The organism is Citrobacter europaeus, from assembly GCF_037482245.1.
Lineage (GTDB): Bacteria > Pseudomonadota > Gammaproteobacteria > Enterobacterales > Enterobacteriaceae > Citrobacter > Citrobacter europaeus.
Genome location: NZ_CP148084.1, coordinates 4553129 through 4571241 on the forward strand (window position 1 = coordinate 4553129; position 18113 = coordinate 4571241).

22 protein-coding genes are annotated in these 18113 nt (G+C 52.5%); 6 read left to right on the forward strand and 16 right to left on the reverse strand.

Annotated features, from left to right (window positions below):
• Positions 1 to 14: 14 nt before the first annotated feature.
• A complete protein-coding gene (locus tag WHR59_RS21300) occupies positions 15 to 1586 on the reverse strand; it encodes a methyl-accepting chemotaxis protein (protein WP_047406696.1) in 1572 nt (523 codons plus the stop codon).
• A 244-nt stretch (positions 1587 to 1830) separates the two neighbouring features.
• Between WHR59_RS21300 and ytfE the strand changes: the two genes are divergently transcribed.
• Positions 1831 to 2493 (forward strand): iron-sulfur cluster repair protein YtfE, encoded by a 663-nt coding sequence (ytfE, locus tag WHR59_RS21305; RefSeq protein WP_003025690.1) that lies wholly within the window; start codon positions 1831 to 1833, stop codon positions 2491 to 2493.
• A gap of 147 nt (positions 2494 to 2640) precedes the next feature.
• On the opposite strand, the gene cycA is transcribed toward ytfE, so the two are convergent.
• Both cycA and fklB read right to left on the reverse strand, forming a co-directional pair.
• Positions 2641 to 4050: a D-serine/D-alanine/glycine transporter gene (gene cycA, locus WHR59_RS21310; protein WP_043018191.1), complete on the reverse strand. Its 1410-nt coding sequence runs from the start codon at positions 4048 to 4050 to the stop codon at positions 2641 to 2643.
• Positions 4051 to 4359: 309 nt separating this feature from the next.
• The gene (fklB, locus tag WHR59_RS21315) at positions 4360 to 4980 is read right to left on the reverse strand and encodes an FKBP-type peptidyl-prolyl cis-trans isomerase (RefSeq protein ID WP_003025685.1); all 621 of its coding nucleotides are present in this window, start codon (positions 4978 to 4980) and stop codon (positions 4360 to 4362) included.
• 219 nt (positions 4981 to 5199) lie between these two features.
• Here fklB and WHR59_RS21320 point away from each other — a divergent pair, with 219 nt between their 5' ends.
• Complete coding sequence (locus WHR59_RS21320) at positions 5200 to 5850, forward strand: LysM-like peptidoglycan-binding domain-containing protein (protein WP_100193867.1); 651 nt, start codon at positions 5200 to 5202, stop codon at positions 5848 to 5850.
• Between the two features lie 64 nt (positions 5851 to 5914).
• Here the strand turns inward: WHR59_RS21320 and WHR59_RS21325 are convergent, their stop codons facing one another.
• From WHR59_RS21325 to WHR59_RS21355, 6 genes are all read right to left on the reverse strand, one after another.
• Positions 5915 to 6838 carry a DMT family transporter gene (locus WHR59_RS21325; protein WP_043018189.1) on the reverse strand — a complete coding sequence of 308 codons (924 nt, stop codon included), beginning with the start codon at positions 6836 to 6838 and terminating at the stop codon, positions 5915 to 5917.
• Between the two features lie 142 nt (positions 6839 to 6980).
• Positions 6981 to 7430, reverse strand: a complete 450-nt coding sequence (gene rplI / locus WHR59_RS21330) for a 50S ribosomal protein L9 (RefSeq protein ID WP_003025676.1) — start codon at positions 7428 to 7430, stop codon at positions 6981 to 6983.
• A gap of 41 nt (positions 7431 to 7471) precedes the next feature.
• Positions 7472 to 7699: a 30S ribosomal protein S18 gene (gene rpsR / locus WHR59_RS21335; protein WP_000135199.1), complete on the reverse strand. Its 228-nt coding sequence runs from the start codon at positions 7697 to 7699 to the stop codon at positions 7472 to 7474.
• A gap of 4 nt (positions 7700 to 7703) precedes the next feature.
• The gene (gene priB, locus WHR59_RS21340) at positions 7704 to 8018 is read right to left on the reverse strand and encodes a primosomal replication protein N (RefSeq protein ID WP_003025674.1); all 315 of its coding nucleotides are present in this window, start codon (positions 8016 to 8018) and stop codon (positions 7704 to 7706) included.
• 6 nt (positions 8019 to 8024) lie between these two features.
• On the reverse strand, positions 8025 to 8420 hold the full coding sequence (gene rpsF, locus WHR59_RS21345; protein ID WP_003025672.1) for a 30S ribosomal protein S6: 396 nt from the start codon (positions 8418 to 8420) through the stop codon (positions 8025 to 8027).
• A 158-nt stretch (positions 8421 to 8578) separates the two neighbouring features.
• Positions 8579 to 9343 carry a TSUP family transporter gene (locus tag WHR59_RS21355; protein WP_043018187.1) on the reverse strand — a complete coding sequence of 255 codons (765 nt, stop codon included), beginning with the start codon at positions 9341 to 9343 and terminating at the stop codon, positions 8579 to 8581.
• A 298-nt stretch (positions 9344 to 9641) separates the two neighbouring features.
• Here WHR59_RS21355 and yjfY point away from each other — a divergent pair, with 298 nt between their 5' ends.
• A complete protein-coding gene (gene yjfY / locus WHR59_RS21360; protein WP_003025668.1) occupies positions 9642 to 9917 on the forward strand; it encodes a DUF1471 family protein YjfY in 276 nt (91 codons plus the stop codon).
• A 132-nt stretch (positions 9918 to 10049) separates the two neighbouring features.
• Here the strand turns inward: yjfY and WHR59_RS21365 are convergent, their stop codons facing one another.
• The 6 genes from WHR59_RS21365 to ulaA are packed head-to-tail and all read right to left on the reverse strand — an operon-like array spanning position 10050 to position 14460.
• The gene (locus WHR59_RS21365; RefSeq protein WP_043018186.1) at positions 10050 to 10736 is read right to left on the reverse strand and encodes an L-ribulose-5-phosphate 4-epimerase; all 687 of its coding nucleotides are present in this window, start codon (positions 10734 to 10736) and stop codon (positions 10050 to 10052) included.
• Positions 10736 to 11590: an L-ribulose-5-phosphate 3-epimerase gene (locus WHR59_RS21370; protein ID WP_043018185.1), complete on the reverse strand. Its 855-nt coding sequence runs from the start codon at positions 11588 to 11590 to the stop codon at positions 10736 to 10738. Before WHR59_RS21370 ends, WHR59_RS21365 begins: the two co-directional genes overlap by 1 nt.
• Before the next feature lie 9 nt (positions 11591 to 11599).
• On the reverse strand, positions 11600 to 12250 hold the full coding sequence (gene ulaD / locus WHR59_RS21375; protein ID WP_100193865.1) for a 3-keto-L-gulonate-6-phosphate decarboxylase UlaD: 651 nt from the start codon (positions 12248 to 12250) through the stop codon (positions 11600 to 11602).
• Positions 12251 to 12262: 12 nt separating this feature from the next.
• On the reverse strand, positions 12263 to 12730 hold the full coding sequence (gene ulaC, locus WHR59_RS21380) for a PTS ascorbate transporter subunit IIA (protein ID WP_006686330.1): 468 nt from the start codon (positions 12728 to 12730) through the stop codon (positions 12263 to 12265).
• 11 nt (positions 12731 to 12741) lie between these two features.
• Positions 12742 to 13047, reverse strand: a complete 306-nt coding sequence (gene ulaB, locus WHR59_RS21385; protein WP_003025655.1) for a PTS ascorbate transporter subunit IIB — start codon at positions 13045 to 13047, stop codon at positions 12742 to 12744.
• A gap of 15 nt (positions 13048 to 13062) precedes the next feature.
• Positions 13063 to 14460 (reverse strand): PTS ascorbate transporter subunit IIC, encoded by a 1398-nt coding sequence (ulaA, locus tag WHR59_RS21390; protein ID WP_043018184.1) that lies wholly within the window; start codon positions 14458 to 14460, stop codon positions 13063 to 13065.
• Between the two features lie 367 nt (positions 14461 to 14827).
• Between ulaA and ulaG the strand changes: the two genes are divergently transcribed.
• A complete protein-coding gene (gene ulaG, locus WHR59_RS21395) occupies positions 14828 to 15892 on the forward strand; it encodes an L-ascorbate 6-phosphate lactonase (RefSeq protein ID WP_003025649.1) in 1065 nt (354 codons plus the stop codon).
• A 107-nt stretch (positions 15893 to 15999) separates the two neighbouring features.
• Positions 16000 to 16755, forward strand: a complete 756-nt coding sequence (ulaR, locus tag WHR59_RS21400) for an HTH-type transcriptional regulator UlaR (protein WP_003025646.1) — start codon at positions 16000 to 16002, stop codon at positions 16753 to 16755.
• Here ulaR and yjfP read toward each other — a convergent pair.
• The gene (gene yjfP, locus WHR59_RS21405) at positions 16752 to 17501 is read right to left on the reverse strand and encodes an esterase (RefSeq protein ID WP_338843444.1); all 750 of its coding nucleotides are present in this window, start codon (positions 17499 to 17501) and stop codon (positions 16752 to 16754) included. The genes ulaR and yjfP overlap by 4 nt on opposite strands.
• Before the next feature lie 181 nt (positions 17502 to 17682).
• Here yjfP and bsmA point away from each other — a divergent pair, with 181 nt between their 5' ends.
• Positions 17683 to 18012 (forward strand): biofilm peroxide resistance protein BsmA, encoded by a 330-nt coding sequence (gene bsmA / locus WHR59_RS21410; RefSeq protein WP_338843445.1) that lies wholly within the window; start codon positions 17683 to 17685, stop codon positions 18010 to 18012.
• Positions 18013 to 18113 lie beyond the last annotated feature (101 nt).

Here is an 18113-nt window from a genome sequence, read left to right on the forward strand (position 1 = left end):
GCCGGATAAGGCGTTTACGCCGCCATCCGGCGCGACACTTTAAACACCGCCACGGTCTGATTCAGCCGTGCAGCCTGCTCTTCGAGCGCGGCGGCGGCGGAAGCGGACTCCTCCACCAGTGAGGCGTTTTGCTGCGTGACACGATCCATCTCGGCAACCGCCTGGCCTACCTGATCGATACCCCGACTCTGTTCATCAGAGGCCGAGGCAATCTCGCCCATGATATCGGTCACGCGAGTCACGGCGCTAACAATTTCCGCCATCGTTTCGCCCGCTTCATGCACCAGCGCCGTACCCGCATTGACCCGATTTCCCGAGTCATCAATCAGCGCCTTAATCTCTTTCGCCGCCTGAGCGCTACGCTGCGCCAGCGTACGAACCTCACCGGCGACCACGGCAAACCCGCGCCCCTGCTCGCCCGCCCGCGCCGCTTCCACCGCAGCGTTCAACGCCAGGATGTTGGTCTGGAAGGCAATGCCGTCAATAACATTGGTTATTTGCGCGATTTTGCTGGAACTGGTGGCGATTTCATCCATCGTACGTACCACGCCATCGACCACGTTTCCGCCTTTTTGCGCTGTTTGTGAAGCGTTTTTTGCCAGACTGGTCGCCTGACGCGCGTTATCCGCGTTCTGCTTCACGGTCGCGGTGAGTTGTTCCATGCTGGCTGCGGTCTCTTCCAGGGAGGCGGCCTGCTGTTCGGTACGTGAAGAGAGATCGTTACTGCCAGCAGCAATTTCACCCGCGCCGGTATAAATGGTGTCAGCCCCGTCACGCACCACGCTGACCGTGTTCGCCAACGCCCGCTGCATGTCGCGGACGTTGCCTGCCAGCAGCGCCATTTCATTACTGCCATCGGCGTTGATGCGGTGCGTCAGATCACCTGCGGCAATATGGCGAATATGTCCCATCACCTCATGCAGCGGCTTGAGCAGCACCCGCTGCATTGCCAGCCAACTGGCGATAATCACGGTGACGACAATCAGCATCACCGCAGACAGCAGCCAGATTATCTTCTGATAATCACTCTCATTGTCCTGCACTCCAGCAGTGGCCAGCGCCGTTTGCGCGCTACGCCATTGCCGATAAACTTCCTGCATGGCCGTTTGCTTTTGCTCGGCATTCTGCTTGAACATCTCTTCCAGCTTTCCTTCAGCCAGCAGCGCGTTCATTTTTGCCAGCGTCGCAGAATAGATGCCATATTGCTCTTCCAGTCGATCGGCCAGATGCTCATCCAGCCCCGGCGTTTCCGGCAGAGCGTAGTATTTATCGTAATGCGCTTTCGACTCGGCCAACAGGCGATTTGCCGTGTTCACCAACTCCTTCAACTGACCGCCGTTAATATCGCTGGCCATCGTTCCCTGTAAACGCAGCATCCCACGGTTGAGCGTGACGCGAGCCTGGTTCAGGCTAATCCACGCATCGGTAAACTCGGCCACGTTCTGGCTGGAAAGCTGAGAAACGTTGAAGTTTTGCTTATCGTTATTGAGCGCGCCAATAAAGACGCCCGCGGAGATGAGCTGCATTGCGCCCAGGGCGAGTAACACGGTGATAAGTAAGGTTATCACTTTGATTCGTTTAAACATCTGTAGCCTTTTATTATGCAGGTATTGTCTGAGGTCTAACTATCGGCAGCGGCGTGCGCTTATTTAATCCTGTGACGCGGCTTTTTTCGCCGTCTCCCTCCTTTCCAATAAGATTCAGCACCTTAACGAAATAAGAAATTTTCGTGATGTTCATCACAAAACACCCCACCCCGAAAGGGTTATATCCTTCGCCATAAGTTGCATTTAAAATACATCTTATATTATTGAGAATGAGGTAACGGCAATGTCTTATCGCGATCAACCTTTAGGTGAACTGGCGCTCTCTATTCCTCGCGCTTCGGCCCTGTTTCGTAAATACGATATGGATTACTGCTGCGGCGGTAAGCAAACGCTGGCACGCGCTGCCGCGCGTAAAGAGCTGGATTTAGACGTTATTGAGGCGCAGCTCGCGCAGCTGGCTGAACAACCGCTGGAGAAAGACTGGCGTACCGTGGCTCTGGCTGAAATCATCGACCATATCATCGTGCGTTATCACGACAGACACCGCGAACAGTTGCCGGAGTTGATCCTGCAGGCCACTAAAGTTGAACGCGTTCATGCAGACAAACCGAACGTACCGCGCGGTCTGGCGAAAAACCTGACCATGCTGCATGAAGAGCTGTCCAGCCACATGATGAAAGAAGAGCAGATCCTGTTCCCGATGATCAAACAGGGCATGGGTAGCCAGGCGATGGGGCCAATCAGCGTGATGGAAAGCGAACATGACGATGCGGGTGAACTGGTCGAAGTGATCAAACACATCACCCATAACGTGACGCCGCCGCCAGAAGCCTGCACCACCTGGAAAGCCATGTATAACGGCATCAACGAGATGATCGACGACCTGATGGAACACATCAGCCTGGAAAACAATGTGTTGTTCCCGCGTGCCCTCGCAGGTGAATAAAAAAGCCCGGTGGCGCTAGCGCTTACCGGGCCTACAACGACCTCGAACGTAGGCCTGATAAGGCGAAGCCGCATCAGGCAATCCCGCCAGCATAGTGCCGGATGCGGCGTAAACGCCTTATCCGGCCTACATCTCACGTCTTAGCGATTAACGCACGCCTGCCATACGTTTCTTACCGATAAACAACCAGCCCAGACCCAGCGCGATGAACCACAACGGCGTGACAATCAGCGCCTGACGGGTATCATCTTCCAGCGTCAGCAGTACCAGTACGAAGACGAAGAACGCCATACATACCCAGCACATCAGCTTACCCCACGGCATCTTGTAGATTGATTTTTCATGCAGGTGCGGACGTTGCTTGCGGTACACCAGGTACGAGCAAAGAATGATGGTCCAGACGAACATGAACAGAATCGCCGACACGGTGGTGATCATGGTGAACGCGCCAATCACGCTCGGATTCACGTACAGCATCACCACGCCGCCCAGCAGGCAGATACAGGAGAAGGTTAAACCCTTCGCCGGAACTGCGCGTTTTGAGAGTTTGGCAAACGCTTTAGGCGCAACGCCCTCCTGCGCCAGGCCGAACAGCATACGGCTGGTAGAGAACACGCCGCTGTTTGCAGAAGAGGCCGCTGAAGTCAGTACCACAAAGTTGATTAGGCTCGCCGCAGCAGGCAGACCAACCAGCACAAACAGTTCAACGAATGGGCTCTTGGTTGGTACTACCGAGCTCCATGGCGTTACGGACATAATCACGATCAGCGCAAAAACGTAGAACATGATGATACGGATCGGAATCGAGTTAATGGCGCGCGGCAGAGATTTCTCCGGGTCCTTGGTTTCCGCAGCGGTCGTTCCCACCAGCTCAATACCCACAAACGCGAACACGGCTATCTGGAAGCCGGCAAAGAAGCCGCTCAGACCTTTCGGGAACCAGCCACCGTCATTCCATAGATGCGTGAACGATGCCTGAACGCCGGTTGGCGACTGGAAGTGCGTCAGCACCATCACCAGACCGACGACAATCAGGCCGATGATGGCGACGATTTTGATCATCGCAAACCAGAACTCCATCTCACCAAACATTTTTACAGTGGCAAGGTTGAGGCTCAGCAGCAGCACGATCACCGCCAGCGAGGCGACCCAGTCTGACAGTTCGGGAAACCAGAATTGCGCATACGCGGTAATCGCGACAACGTCTGCCATTCCGGTAACGACCCAGCAGAACCAGTAGGTCCAGCCGGTAAAATACCCGGCCCATGGCCCGAGCAGGTCGGAGGCGAAATCACTAAACGATTTGTACTCCAGATTCGAGAGCAGCAATTCCCCCATTGCTCGCATGACGAAAAACAGCATAAAACCGATGATCATATAAACAAAGATGATCGACGGTCCGGCGAGACTGATGGTTTTACCGGAGCCCATAAACAGGCCGGTGCCGATAGCGCCACCAATGGCAATAAGTTGAATATGACGGTTTGTGAGATTGCGCCGTAGCGACTGTTCAGACGATGCCTCTTCAGCGGCGTCGACTTTTACCTGATCTACCATGTTTTTTTCTTCCTGTACCTGTCTGTGTTGTTCAGGCTCTACGGCCTTTAGTGTGTCTATGATACGACGATCCTGTTATCAGGACTCATCGATATTAGGTAAGAATTGGCGGGATGAATACTAAGATTTAGATATAATGTTAATTTAATGTTTAAAGTGAGTGTCATATCACTCTGATAGCGCGAATTAGCTCACAAAAATACACGCTAGCGCGGTATTTGCAAGATAATATATCGACAACGGCGTAACTATAGCTTTTCTCGCTATTTTTTTGCTCCCCCCGGCCTCGGGGGGAACAGAAGTCACTGCTTACAGGATTTCAAGCAGCTCAACGTCGAACACCAGCGTGCTGAACGGAGGAATGGACGCGCCAGCGCCACGCTCGCCGTAAGCCAGTTCCTGAGGAATAGTCAGTTCCCATTTGGAACCTACTGGCATCAGGGTCAGCGCTTCAATCCAGCCAGGGATGACGCCGTTAACCGGGAATTCAGCCGGTTCGCCGCGTGCGACAGAGCTGTCAAACACGGTACCGTCGATCAGTTTACCGGTGTAATGCACGCGAACGCGGTCAGTACGCGCCGGAATAGCACCTTCGCCCTGAGTCAGAACACGGAACTGCAAACCGGATTCAGTGCTGTTCACACCCTCTTTCTCACGGTTTTCTTCCAGATATTTGACGCCATCAGCCGCCATAGCCTGGAAACGTTCGCGACGTACTGCATCAGCGCGTTCGTGGATTTCACGCAGCGCGCGATGCACAACATCAACAGGCACTGCCGGGTGCTTACCTTCCAGCGCGTCAGCGATACCCGCTACCAGCGCTTCAGGCAACAGTCCTTCCAGTCCGGATTCGCTCAGCTGTTGTCCTACCTGCAAACCAATGCCATAGCTTGCTTGCGCTTCGATAGTGTCAAAAGTCGGGTTAGCCATCATATTTCCTTTCATCGGATGTAAAGTAGCGGGCAGCATATCAGCCATGCCGCATCCGGTAAAACTTTGTCTCGGGAACAGATGACAAATCGCGAGGAAACATAAACAATAGGAATATCCCGCGTTGACGTCACGAAAGCGGGTAATATGACGAACATCATAGCGTTAGCCATCTATACTCTATGATCGAGGAACGAGACGCGGAGCAGGAGGAAAGCCATGCCCGGGCGCTTTGAATTAAAACCAACCCTGGCGAAAATCTGGCATGCACCGGACAATTTTCGCATTATGGATCCGCTACCGCCTATGCACCGCCGCGGCATTATTATTGCTGCTATCGTGCTGGTGATAGGTTTCCTGCTCCCTTCCAGTGACACCAGCGATGCCCCTGTGGTTACGCGTACTGCTCAGCTGGATTTACAGTCGCAGTCGCAGCCGCCGACCGAGGCTCAGCTGCAGGCACAGCTCGTCGCGCCGCAAAACGATCCAGGCCAGGTCGCTCCGGTTGCCCCGGAACCAATCCAGGAAGGAGAACCTGACGCGCAGCCTCAGGCTCAGCAATCTCAGCCGCAAACGCAGCCTTTCCAACAGGATAGCGGAATTGACCAGCAGTGGCGTTCCTATCGCGTTGATTCAGGCAAAACGCTGGCGCAGGTATTCCGTGACCATAACCTCCCGCCAACCGATGTATACGCGATGGCGCAGGTTGAAGGCGCCGGAAAACCGCTGAGTAACCTGAAAGACGGTCAGATGGTGCAGATCAGGCAGAATGCCAGCGGCGTGGTGACGGGATTAACCATTGATACCGGCAATGGCCGGCAGGTACTGTTTACCCGCCAGCCTAACGGCAGTTTTATTCGCGCCCGTTAACCGCCGTGGCCCCGCGATTCCAGGCCTGATGAGCGATAGCGCCATAAGGCATCAAGGTGAAGCGTCAACGCTTCACCTTGTTCACCCACCAGATCCCCGAGCAGACCAGCACCAGCGCCAGCGCATATTTCCATTCAAGAATGTTCTCGCCGAGGAAAATCGCCGACAGCACCGCCCCCGACACCGGGATCAGGAAGTTAAACGGCGCTACCATCCCCACGCGATTATGCTTGAGCAGAATACTCCACAAAGCAAAGGCGACCGAAGAGAGTAACGTCAGGTAGCCCAGAATCGCCACCGAAGACGCGCCGTGAACGGTCAGCGTGCCGCCAAAAGCGTAACCACCGATAACCAGCGCCAGACCGCCACCGCCCAGTTGATACCCTGTCATTACCGTCGGGTCCACCGTCTGAGAAATACGTTTACCGTATAACGTGGCGGCAGAGAGAATAAAGGCCGCCATCACCACTGAGCCATCCCCTAACAGGCTGAAGCTAAAATCCATTCCGCTGCTAAAGTTCACCACCATTACGCCGGTAAAGCCGAGGATACAACCCAGCGCTTTGTTGTAGCTCAGTTTGTCATTATGGTAGATGAAATGCGCCAGCAGTACGCTGAAGAAGGTCCCTGTCGCGTTCATGATGGACCCTTTCACCCCCGTCGTGAACGCCAGGCCAACATAGAAGAAGATGTATTGCAGCGAGGTTTGCGTCAGCCCCAACAGCGTGAGCTGACCATATTGACGCGGGCTTAACCGGCCAATCGGTTTACGCTGCGCCACCGCCAGCAGTAGCAGCAATAATCCTGCAAACAGGAAGCGATAGCCGGCAAAGACAATTTTTGAGGGAATGTCATCCGTGGCAATCTGGAAGATCTCATATCCGCTTTTGATCGCCGGATAGGCGCTCCCCCACAGCAGGCAGCAGAACGCCGCGCTCAGGTAGACAACATTTTTACGCGCAAACAGAGGTTGGTGCGTTGGTTCCATTCCATCACCACTTTGAAATAATGTTTTATTTTTGTGATTATCCCGAAAAGGATAAAGAATAGCCAGAGAGAAAAGCGGGGGAACAGAAAAGCAAAACGCCGGCACAGGGCCGGCGCTTTTACGCGGTCATCAGAATAAAAACTTATTCTGCAACTACGTTTACAGTCAGCTTAGCAAACACTTCGCTGTGAACCTGGAAGCTCACTTCGTGCTCGCCAGTGGTACGCAGAACGCCGTTCGGCAGACGAACTTCGCTCTTAGCTACTTCAACGCCAGCTGCAGTTACAGCGTCAGCGATGTCGCGAGTACCGATGGAACCGAACAGTTTACCTTCGTCGCCAGCTTTAGACGCGATGGTTACGGTTTCCAGTGCGTTGATTTTCTCAGCACGAGCTTCAGCAGCGGACAGAACGTCAGCCAGTTTAGCTTCCAGTTCAGCGCGACGCGCTTCGAAAAATTCAACGTTTTTCTTGGTAGCAGGAACAGCTTTACCCTGTGGTACCAGGAAGTTACGAGCGTAGCCCGCTTTAACGTTAACCTGATCACCCAGGCTACCCAGGTTTGCTACTTTATCAAGCAGAATAACTTGCATTACCTTATCCTCTCAAAGTCGTATTAATGGACCGTGACCGATTACTGATGACGATCAGTGTACGGCAGCAGGGACAGGTAGCGAGCGCGTTTGATAGCGCGAGCCAGCTGACGCTGGTATTTTGCACGGGTACCGGTGATACGGCTTGGGACAATCTTACCGCTTTCGGTGATGTAGTTTTTCAGCGTAGCGATATCTTTATAGTCGATCTCTTGAACGCCTTCCGCGGTGAAACGGCAGAACTTGCGACGACGGAAATAACGTGCCATATGGCTAGTCTCCAGAATCTATCAATTCAATCTGCTCGGCATGCAGAACCATTTTGCTCAGGCCGTTCTTTGCCTTGTGGCAAGAGATGAACCCCTGAACGGTCACTGCGCTACCGACCGTTATACTGTGAGTAATGGCCTGGTTTTCGTGTCCGCTAATAATAACGGGCATTTGGCACCACGCCTGCCGGTGAAATCCGGCTTCCTCCTGCACAGAACGATGCTCAAGCACGAACTGGCAATGAGGAATTCCTGATGGACTGACCTTTCGAAGGGGAGCCCTGCACACGGTGCCGGACAACGCCAGACGGTTGGTCATCAGAAATTACTCTTCAGAATCCCCAGCTTCAGCATCATCTGCGGTTTCGTTTGCGAAATCATCGCGACGCTCACGGCGCTCGTCTTTCGCTTTAACCATCGGAGATGCTTCGGTAACAGCGTGTTTAGTACGCATAACCATGCTGCGGATAACGGCATCGTTGAAGCGGAAGGTAGTTTCCAGCTCATCGATCACTTCCTGCGGCGCTTCAACGTTCATCAGAACGTAGTGAGCTTTATGCAGTTTGTTGATCGGGTAAGCCAGCTGACGGCGGCCCCAGTCTTCCAGACGGTGGATCGTGCCTTCTGCACCAGTGATGGCAGCAGTGTAGCGTTCGATCATACCCGGAACCTGTTCGCTCTGGTCAGGATGGACCATAAAAACGATTTCGTAATGACGCATCGAATTGCTCCTTACGGATTATTCAGCCTCCTGTCTGGGTCAGCCGAGGCCCATGGAGGCAAGGAACGTGTTAAAGGTCGGCTGAAAAATGACGCGTCATAATACTGGGGTCAGCAGGTAAACTCAAGGTGATTGTACGATTATTTGCCATGCCGCCATTAATACATATCCAGCAGCATTTTGATACTGATGCAAATGGAGACAATGACAATCATCGGCCGGATAACTTTCTTGCCGCGCGTCAGTACGACCGTCGCGCCAAGACGTGCGCCGAGGGACTGCCCGGCAAACATCACCAGCCCCAGTGACCAGATCATTTTACCGCCGAAAATGAAAAACAAAATCGAAGCGATGTTCGACGCCAGGTTAATAAAATTCGAGTGGATTTGCGCCTTATCGATACTGTATCCCCATAGCAGGATATAGCTGAGCGTATAAAAGGAGCCAGCCCCGGCACCGAGAAAGCCGTCATAAAAACCAATACATCCCCCGCCGATCAATGAGAAGAGAAACAGGGATACCTGCCGCTTTCTTTTCGGTTCGCTAAGATTTGGCGCAAAAATAAAGTAGATGGCGACCGCGATAATCAGGATTGGCAGCAGTTTCTTCAGCAGTTCCGGTTCAATAAACTGGATAAGCGTCGTTCCCAGCGCCGAACCGATAAAGGCAGATAAAAACACATACTTGTGCTCCTGCACGTTGATATGTCCCCGGCGTAAAAAGTAAATTCCGGAGGTCAGCGAGCTGCCCAACGCCTGAATTTTATTGGTTGCCAGCGCATTAGCCGGGGGTAAACCAGAAATTAATAGTGCGCCAATAGAGAGAAAACCGCCGCCGCCTGACACCACGTTAATAAAGCCTGCCACCAGCGCGACCATGAACATAATCACAAAGTAGCTGAAATCCATGAATGAAGTATCCATAACTTTTTGCCTTATTATCATAAAGTTATATTAATTATCCAGCTCACTATAAACGGCGTACTCAGCCGATTAAATTGACTATTTGGTAAGAGCTTATGCGCGAAAGACAGGTATTTTTCACCGCAGCGGTAAACACCAGCAGACTGTTAATTAAAGAAAAGATGGCTATGCGGTAATTTTTTGAACAACTGCATCAGAAATGGTCGCTATCGACTACGCCAGTAGCGGTTAAAATTACATCAGCAGCTAATCACTCACAGGAGAGAAGCAACCAGAGACCGCAGTCGAGGAGGTACATATGCGAGCCCGTGTTTTGACCCTTCTGGCTGTGCTTTTGCTCAGTGCAAATGCAACGGCAGCCATCAAAATTGACAATCATCAGGCCAGGAATATGGATGATGTGCAGAGCTTAGGCGTCATTTACATAAATCATAACTTCGCCACTGAAAGTGAAGCCACTCAGGCCCTGAATGAAGAGACAGATGCGCAAGGCGCAACCTACTACCATGTGATCCTCACCAGGGAACCCGGTAGTAACGGAAATATGCACGCCAGTGCAGATATTTATCGCTAGCTACCCGCAAATAACCAACGAGAACATTGCCACAGTTTGATTTGCCCCCTTCACCGGGGGCTTTTTTTGCAAAAAAGTCCCGAAGCCAGATCGATAACATCCCCTGAATAGTTTGGCTCCAGGACTTAGCCGTTACTTCTGTCCGTAATAGGCGTTTGGACCGTGCTTACGCATGAAGTGCTTATTCATCAGATAACCGTCAATGGGGCTGAGAGCCGGATTAATGCCACGCGCGATCCATGCCATTTTTGCCACCTCCTCCATCACCACGGCGTTATGTACCGCGTCGTGAGCATCTTTGCCCCAGGCAAACGGACCATGCTGGTACACGACTACGCCAGGCGTATGTAAAGGTTCCACCTCCCCCAGCGTTTCAACAATCACCCTGCCGGTATTCAGCTCATATTCATCCTGAACTTCAGCTTCAGTTAAAGCCCGGGTACAGGGAATATCGCCAAAGAAGTAATCCGCATGCGTCGTACCAAGCGCAGGTATTGCCAGACCCGCCTGCGCCCATGCCGTCGCGTGGGTTGAGTGGGTGTGCACCACGCCGCCGAGCGATGAATAGCGGCGATACAGCGCCAGATGGGTGGCGGTATCGGAAGAAGGACGATAGCGTCCTTCCACCACGTTGCCGTGCAGATCCACAACCACCATGTCATCCACTGTCATTGTTTGGTAGTCGACGCCGCTGGGCTTAATCACCACCAACCCGCGTTCGCGGTCGATGGCGCTAACGTTACCCCAGGTAAACGTCACCAGCCCATAGCGCGGTAGATCCATGTTAGCCTCGAACACCTGCTGTTTACGTTTTTGCATTACACCGCCTCCACCAGACCCGCGCTGGCCATACGCGCTTTCACCCAGTCGCGCGCCTTCGCCACTTCACGTGCCGGGTCGTCCGACGTTTCACTCCACATCTCAATCAGATACGGTCCGCAATAACCACTCTGTTTGAGCGTTTCGAAACAACGTTCAAAATCGACAACCCCTTCACCAAACGGCACATTTTTGAATACGCCGGGTTTAGTATCCTTCACGTGTACGGCAACGATATGACCCATCCCCGCCTGCAGCTCCATCTGCACGTCGTTATCCCACGCCGACAAATTGCCAATATCGGGATACAGTTGGAACCACGGATTGTTGAGATAGTGGGCGTACCCCAACGCCTTGCTGATCGAGTTCATCAGTGGATAATCCATGATTTCCATCGCCAGCGTCACCTGCGCGCGGCTCGCCATCTCCACACTTTCTTTCAGCCCATCGCGAAACCGACGACGCGTTTCGTTATTTGCCTGCTGGTAATAGACGTCGTAACCCGCCAGTTGAATAACGCGAATACCGATATCCTGCGCAAACTGAATGGCTTTACGCATGATCTCCAGCCCCTGTTCGCGCACCGCATCATCTTCACTACCCAGCGGGAAACGACGATGGGCGCTCAGGCACATGGACGGGACCCGTATCCCTGTCTCGGCGATAGCGGCCACCAGCGCCAGACGCTGCTCGCGGTTCCAGTCAAGACGCGCCAGGCGAGCGTCGGTTTCATCAACCGACATTTCGACAAAGTCAAAGCCTAGTTCCTTCGCCAGCTGCAAGCGTTCCAGCCAGCACTCCCCGCCGGGGAGCGCTTTTTCATAAATACCGAGCGGGACCTGTTTCGACAACATAGTCGCTCCTTATCCCCACAGCTGGGCGATAGAACGTTTGAACTGACGGGCCGCTTCCACCGGAGAGGCGGCATCGCGAATACTGCGGCCGGCAATAAAGACGTGAATCGGAATTCCCTGGAACAGCGGCAGATCTTCCAGCGCCAGACCGCCGGTGACGGTGACTTTAAAGCCCATCTCGGACAGGCGTTTGATTGCGCTGATATCCGCTTCTCCCCACGCCACGCCCGCCGCCTGCGCATCGCGACTGCGATGATATACAACTTGCCCAATCCCTGCGTCACGCCACTCCTGCGCCTGCTCCCAGGTCCAGTAACCGGTCAGTTCAATCTGCACGTCGCCGTCAAATTCTTTCGCTACCTCCAGCGCCCCCTTGGTAGTGTTGATATCCGCACAGCAGATGACGGTGACCCAGTCAGCGTTGGCTTCAAAACACATGCGGGAGAGGATTTTGCCCGCATCGGCAATTTTCGCATCCGCCAGCACAATTTTATGCGGGTAAAGCGCCTTCAGATCGCGTACGGCGCGTACGCCTTCTGCCACGCAAAGAATAGTGCCCACCTCAATGATATCGACCTCTTCGGCAATCAGACGCGTTGTTTCATATGCGGAAGACATTGATTGGTTATCCAGCGCAACCTGCAACATAGGTAATGACATTTTGGTATCCTTTTAAACAGCCGCCGCAGTGGCGTTATCAATTAAATCCAGCACTTCCTGCGCGGTGCGGCAGGCGCGTAAACGGTCGAAATTGGCTTCGTCGTCAAAGAGATTCACGATCTGCATGATGCCCACTTCCTGGTGCGTGTTAGCATCTACTGCCGCCATCGTTATCAGAATGTCGACCGGGTCGTTATCTTCGTGGTTAAACACCAGCGGTGTTTTCAGCGTCACCAGCGCAAAACCGGTTTTCTTGACCCCTTCCTCCGGACGGCCGTGCGGCATCGCCAGGCCGGGCGCAATGACAAAGTACGGGCCAAACTGTTCGACACCATCGAGGATGGCCTGGTAGTAGCGTGGCTCAACCACATCAGCCTTAACCAGCAGATCCACGCCCAGCTTTACCGCTTCCTGCCAGGTACTGGCTTCGGCTTGCAAAAGGATGGAATTATTGTCTGCCAGCGAATCACGTAATTTCATATGCCGCCTCCTTACTTCACATCCTGTGGGAAATGCGCCTTGATCACTTCCAGCAGTTTTGGTCCAAAATCGGCAGGGGACAGCATGTTGCGTACGCCAACAACATATTTATTGCCAGATACCGTAATCTCACCGGCGATATGGGTAGAAGCGATGATGATATCCGCGCCGCTCAGCTCACTTTTGTATTCACCTACTGCGCAGCTGTTCACCGTATGGTCAATATTTGACTGGGTTAAAAACTGATCCACCTTCATCTTCATGATCATGGAACTGCCCTGCCCATTGCCACACACAGCCAGAATACGTACGGTCATAATCGGAACTCCTTATTAAGCAGAGTGTTCTGCCAGTTGTTTTTCTGCGTCTTCCTCAGCGCGCAACGTGCGTCCTGCGAAAAACATATAAGCCAGTGCAATCAGAATAATGACGGCCATAAACACGATGCCGATGGAGGCAAAGCCCTGCATCATCGGCGGCGCCAGAATTGACCAATCCGCCATGCCCATCCAGGCGCTCATACCGGTAAGTTTCACCGCCCAGACGCAGCCGAAGATTTCAATCATCCCCATCACCAGACAAATCTTGAGCGCCGCGCGCCAGCCGCCAAAGTGGTTAGCAAACACGCCGATAGTGGCGTTCGAGAAGAACATCGGAATAAAGCCTGGGATAATCAGGATGGAAGAGCCGCAGCCCACCAGGATGCCCACCGCAATCAGTTGGCCGATGGTGCCCCACATAAAGCCCCAGACCACCGCATTGGGAGCAAAGCTATAAATCGCCGCGCAGTCGATAGCCAGTACCGCACCGGGAATCAGACGTTGAGAGATACCGTTGAACGCTTCTGAAAGTTCAGCGACGAACATACGTACACCCTGGGTGATGATGAAGATAGCGACGGCGAAGGAGAAACCGGTCTGCAGGATATAGACCGTCCAGTGGGTTTTACCCGCCATCGCCTGAACCACATCAATGCCGAAAGAGAGCAGGATCGCGCCGAAAAAGATAGTCATAACAATCGCGGTTGAAACGATGTTGTCATGGAAGATATTCAGCCAGCCAGGCAGCTTGAGATCTTCCACGCTCTCCTCTTTCTTACCCAGATACGGCGCGACTTTGTAAGCAATCCAGGAGGCGAACTGCTGCTGGTGACCGATGGAAAAACCGCAGCCGTCAGTCACTTCCTGTGTCGGCTTGTACATCATATTGGACGTAATGCCCCAGTAGAGCGACACCAGCACCGCAGTGCAGATGATCGTGGTCCACATTGGATAACCAAAGATGTAGAGAGAGACGGCAATCAGGCCAGCCTGCTGGAACATAATGTGCCCGGTCAGCATGATGGTGCGAATGCCGGTAATACGCCGTAGCAGTACGTAACAAATGTTCAGCGCCAGCGCCAACAGTACGGCGTACCCTACCCAACTGTAGGCATCACCCATGCGTTCGATGGTTGCCATCATGGAGGCATAGGTATCAGAGATCGCGCCATTGATACCGTAAACCTCAGACATCTTCGCCACCACCGGTTTAAACGTGCTGGTCAGAATGCCCGATCCCGCCTGCAGCAACATAAAACCGATAATCGTTTTGATCGTGCCTTTAATAATAACGCTGACGCTTTTACGCAGCAGGATATAACCAAGACAGGTCACAATACCCAACAGCAACGGTGCATTGGTCATAACCTGATTAAAAAAGACGGTAAAGATGTTGTAGAGGATCTCCATAACGATCTCCAGTAGACGAAGTTGCTGAACATTCATTACAGATGCCCAGGATGTTGTGCTCTCACTCTAGTTTTCAAAAGTAATCACAACAAGATTGAATTTGATTAAATGTGATGCAGTACGCAAATAATTCTCTTACTTGCAGCGTGGATTTCCTTCGAATTCTTCAAATCCAAAATAACTCCCTTTAAAACAATAAAATACAAAAATACATTTCATGTAAACCATCTTGTCACGCTGTAATTTGTTCACACTTTTCTATTCAACACCAAAAATCAGCGCATTGCCTTCTTGATAAAATGATGTCAGTATCAATCAAAACAAATCACAATTTGATTCAACTTGAACAAACATGAAGGTAATTGCGATGAGTAAAGTAAAAAGCATCACGCGTGAATCATGGATCCTGAGCACATTCCCGGAGTGGGGAAGCTGGCTGAATGAAGAGATCGAACAAGAACAGGTCGCACCTGGCACTTTCGCTATGTGGTGGCTTGGCTGTACCGGAATCTGGCTGAAGTCGGAAGGTGGGACTAACGTCTGCGTCGATTTCTGGTGCGGAACGGGTAAACAAAGTCACGGTAACCCGCTGATGAAAACCGGTCACCAGATGCAACGTATGGCGGGGGTGAAGAAACTGCAGCCTAACCTGCGCACCACGCCGTTTGTTCTTGATCCGTTTGCAATTCGACAGATCGATGCGGTGTTAGCGACACACGATCATAACGATCACATCGACGTCAATGTCGCAGCCGCCGTCATGCAGAACTGCGCCGATGACGTGCCCTTTATCGGGCCGCAAACCTGTGTGGATCTATGGATCGGTTGGGGTGTGCCGAAAGAACGCTGTATCGTGGTAAAACCAGGCGATGTAGTGAAAGTGAAAGATATTGAAATTCATGCGCTTGACGCGTTTGATCGTACGGCATTGATTACGCTCCCTGCCGATCAAAAAGCGGCTGGCGTGCTGCCGGATGGTATGGATGCTCGCGCGGTAAACTACCTGTTCAAAACGCCGGGCGGTACGCTGTACCACAGCGGAGACTCGCACTATTCCAACTACTATGCAAAACATGGCAACGAGCACCAGATCGACGTCGCGCTCGGCTCGTACGGTGAGAACCCGCGTGGGATTACGGACAAAATGACCAGCTCCGACATGCTGCGAATGGCGGAAGCGCTGAATACAAAAGTGGTGATCCCTTTCCATCATGACATCTGGTCAAACTTCCAGGCCGACCCTCAGGAGATCCGTGTACTGTGGGAGATGAAAAAAGATCGGCTGAAGTATGGCTTTAAGCCGTTTATCTGGCAGGTAGGCGGCAAGTTCACCTGGCCGCTGGACAAAGATAACTTTGAATATCACTATCCGCGCGGCTTTGATGACTGCTTCACGATTGAACCGGATTTACCGTTTAAATCCTTCTTGTGATACACACAAAATGCCGGGCCATCCCGGCATTTTTTTCCCATTTACTTTAGTATTTCCAGGCTATTTCAAATATCATCTTTTCAAATCAATTTGTATCGGAATAGCTCATGACTGAAGCACAAAGACATCAAATATTGCTGGATATGCTGGCGCAGTTGGGCTTTGTTACCGTTGAGAACGTAATTGAGCGCCTGGGGATTTCACCCGCCACAGCGCGCCGGGACATCAACAAGCTCGACGAAAGCGGCAAACTCAAGAAAGTCCGCAACGGCGCAGAAGCCATTACCCAACAGCGTCCGCGCTGGACGCCAATGAATCTGCACCAGGCACAGAACCACGATGAAAAAGTTCGTATTGCCAAGGCGGCCTCCCAGCTTGTGAATGCAGGTGAAAGCGTGGTGATCAACTGCGGATCGACCGCCTTTCTGCTGGGTCGCGAAATGTGCGGCAAGCCGGTGCAGATCATCACCAATTATCTGCCGCTGGCAAACTATCTGATCGACCAGGAGCATGACAGCGTGATCATCATGGGAGGGCAATATAACAAAAGTCAGTCCATCACACTCAGCCCGCAGGGCAGTGAAAATAGCCTGTACGCCGGACACTGGATGTTTACCAGCGGCAAAGGATTAACCGCGGACGGACTGTATAAAACCGATATGCTGACCGCGATGGCCGAGCAAAAGATGCTTAACGTGGTGGGTAAACTGGTGGTGCTGGTCGATAGCAGCAAAGTCGGAGAACGCGCGGGGATGCTGTTCAGTCGAGCCGATCAAATCGATATGCTCATTACCGGTAAAAACGCAAACCCTGAGATTCTGCAACAGCTTGAAGCTCAGGGCGTAAGCATTATGCGCGTTTAAAGGTGCTGGCGGAAAAACGTTACCGTCGCAGCCAGCGCTTCTGGCGTGATGCGGTGGCGCACGCCCGCTTCCCACAGGCAGGTTAGATTGCTGTCCAGCCCTGCCTGAATCAGCGCCTGCTGTAAACGGAAGGTTTCAACGGCCGGCACCACATCATCATCCTGTCCATGCCACAGTAGTAACGGCCTGTCGGCCAGGCGCTGCAGTTGATGCGTAACGTCCCATTCGGCGAGCGGTGCGATGACGGCATCGAACTCCGCCTGCTGCTCTGGTGTCTGAACCCGTAAAGGCGGAAAAAGCGTCTGCGCAAGATGGGTAAAATAGCCCGATCCCATCAGGCTGGCTACACATTTAACCTCGGGATGGCGGGCCATAACGCCCAGTGCGGTCATTCCTCCCATCGACGCCCCTCCGACGGCAAGTCGTTCATCTGATAGCCAATTTTCTGCCACTAGCGCCGCACGTAACGTCGTAAACTCCTGCATATTTTGCTGCAAAATATGCCAGAAGCGGTGCATTCTCCCCTGGGCGTCACTCGTGAAGCGCGCACCATGGTCGGGCGCATCAGGCATAACGACGCGGAATCCAGCCTGAGCCAGAGCAACGGCAAAATAGCTGTAGACCAGGCTTGAAGAGGTAAACCCGTGATAGAAAATAATACAAGGGAGTGAACATTCGCGTTTGCCAGCCGGAACGGCGTGCAGGACAGGGATACCCGCCAACTGTCGTGTTTCAATTTCGATCATTTGTCGCCTCTTTCTTTCTGGTATGCCATGCAGCAATACTTAACGCAAGCGAATGTGTTCGGCAATGATTCATAATGTTGAGAACTGGGTTACGCTTTCGCAACATTTTCATTCGAAAATCGCGTGAGAGATAACAATTCGGGAACATTCCCCTAAAGGGAAATTGATAAGGCACTACACTATGGCTATCAGGAAACGAGATAGAGTTATGCGTCGGTTTGCCTCTTTATTACTGGTGATGTTTTTAAGCGCCTGTAGCGTGCTACAGGGAACGCCGCAACCTACACCGCCCGTTGCCGACCACCCGCAGGAGATCCGCCGTGACCAGAGTAATGGGTTACAGCGATTAGGGACGGTTAGCGCACTGGTAAGAGGCTCTCCGGATGATGCGCTGGCAGAAATCCGTGCCAAAGCTGTCGCGGCTAAAGCTGATTACTACGTGGTTTTATTAGTGGATGAAACCATCGTGACAGGCCAATGGTATTCACAAGCTATTTTGTATCGTAAATAACATTGGGTTGAAATTTAGTCAGTTTTACATTGCTTTGCGCCCCTATGCGTTTACCTGTGCACAATAAACCAACAGCAGGAAGCTTGAGGTTTATTATCGCG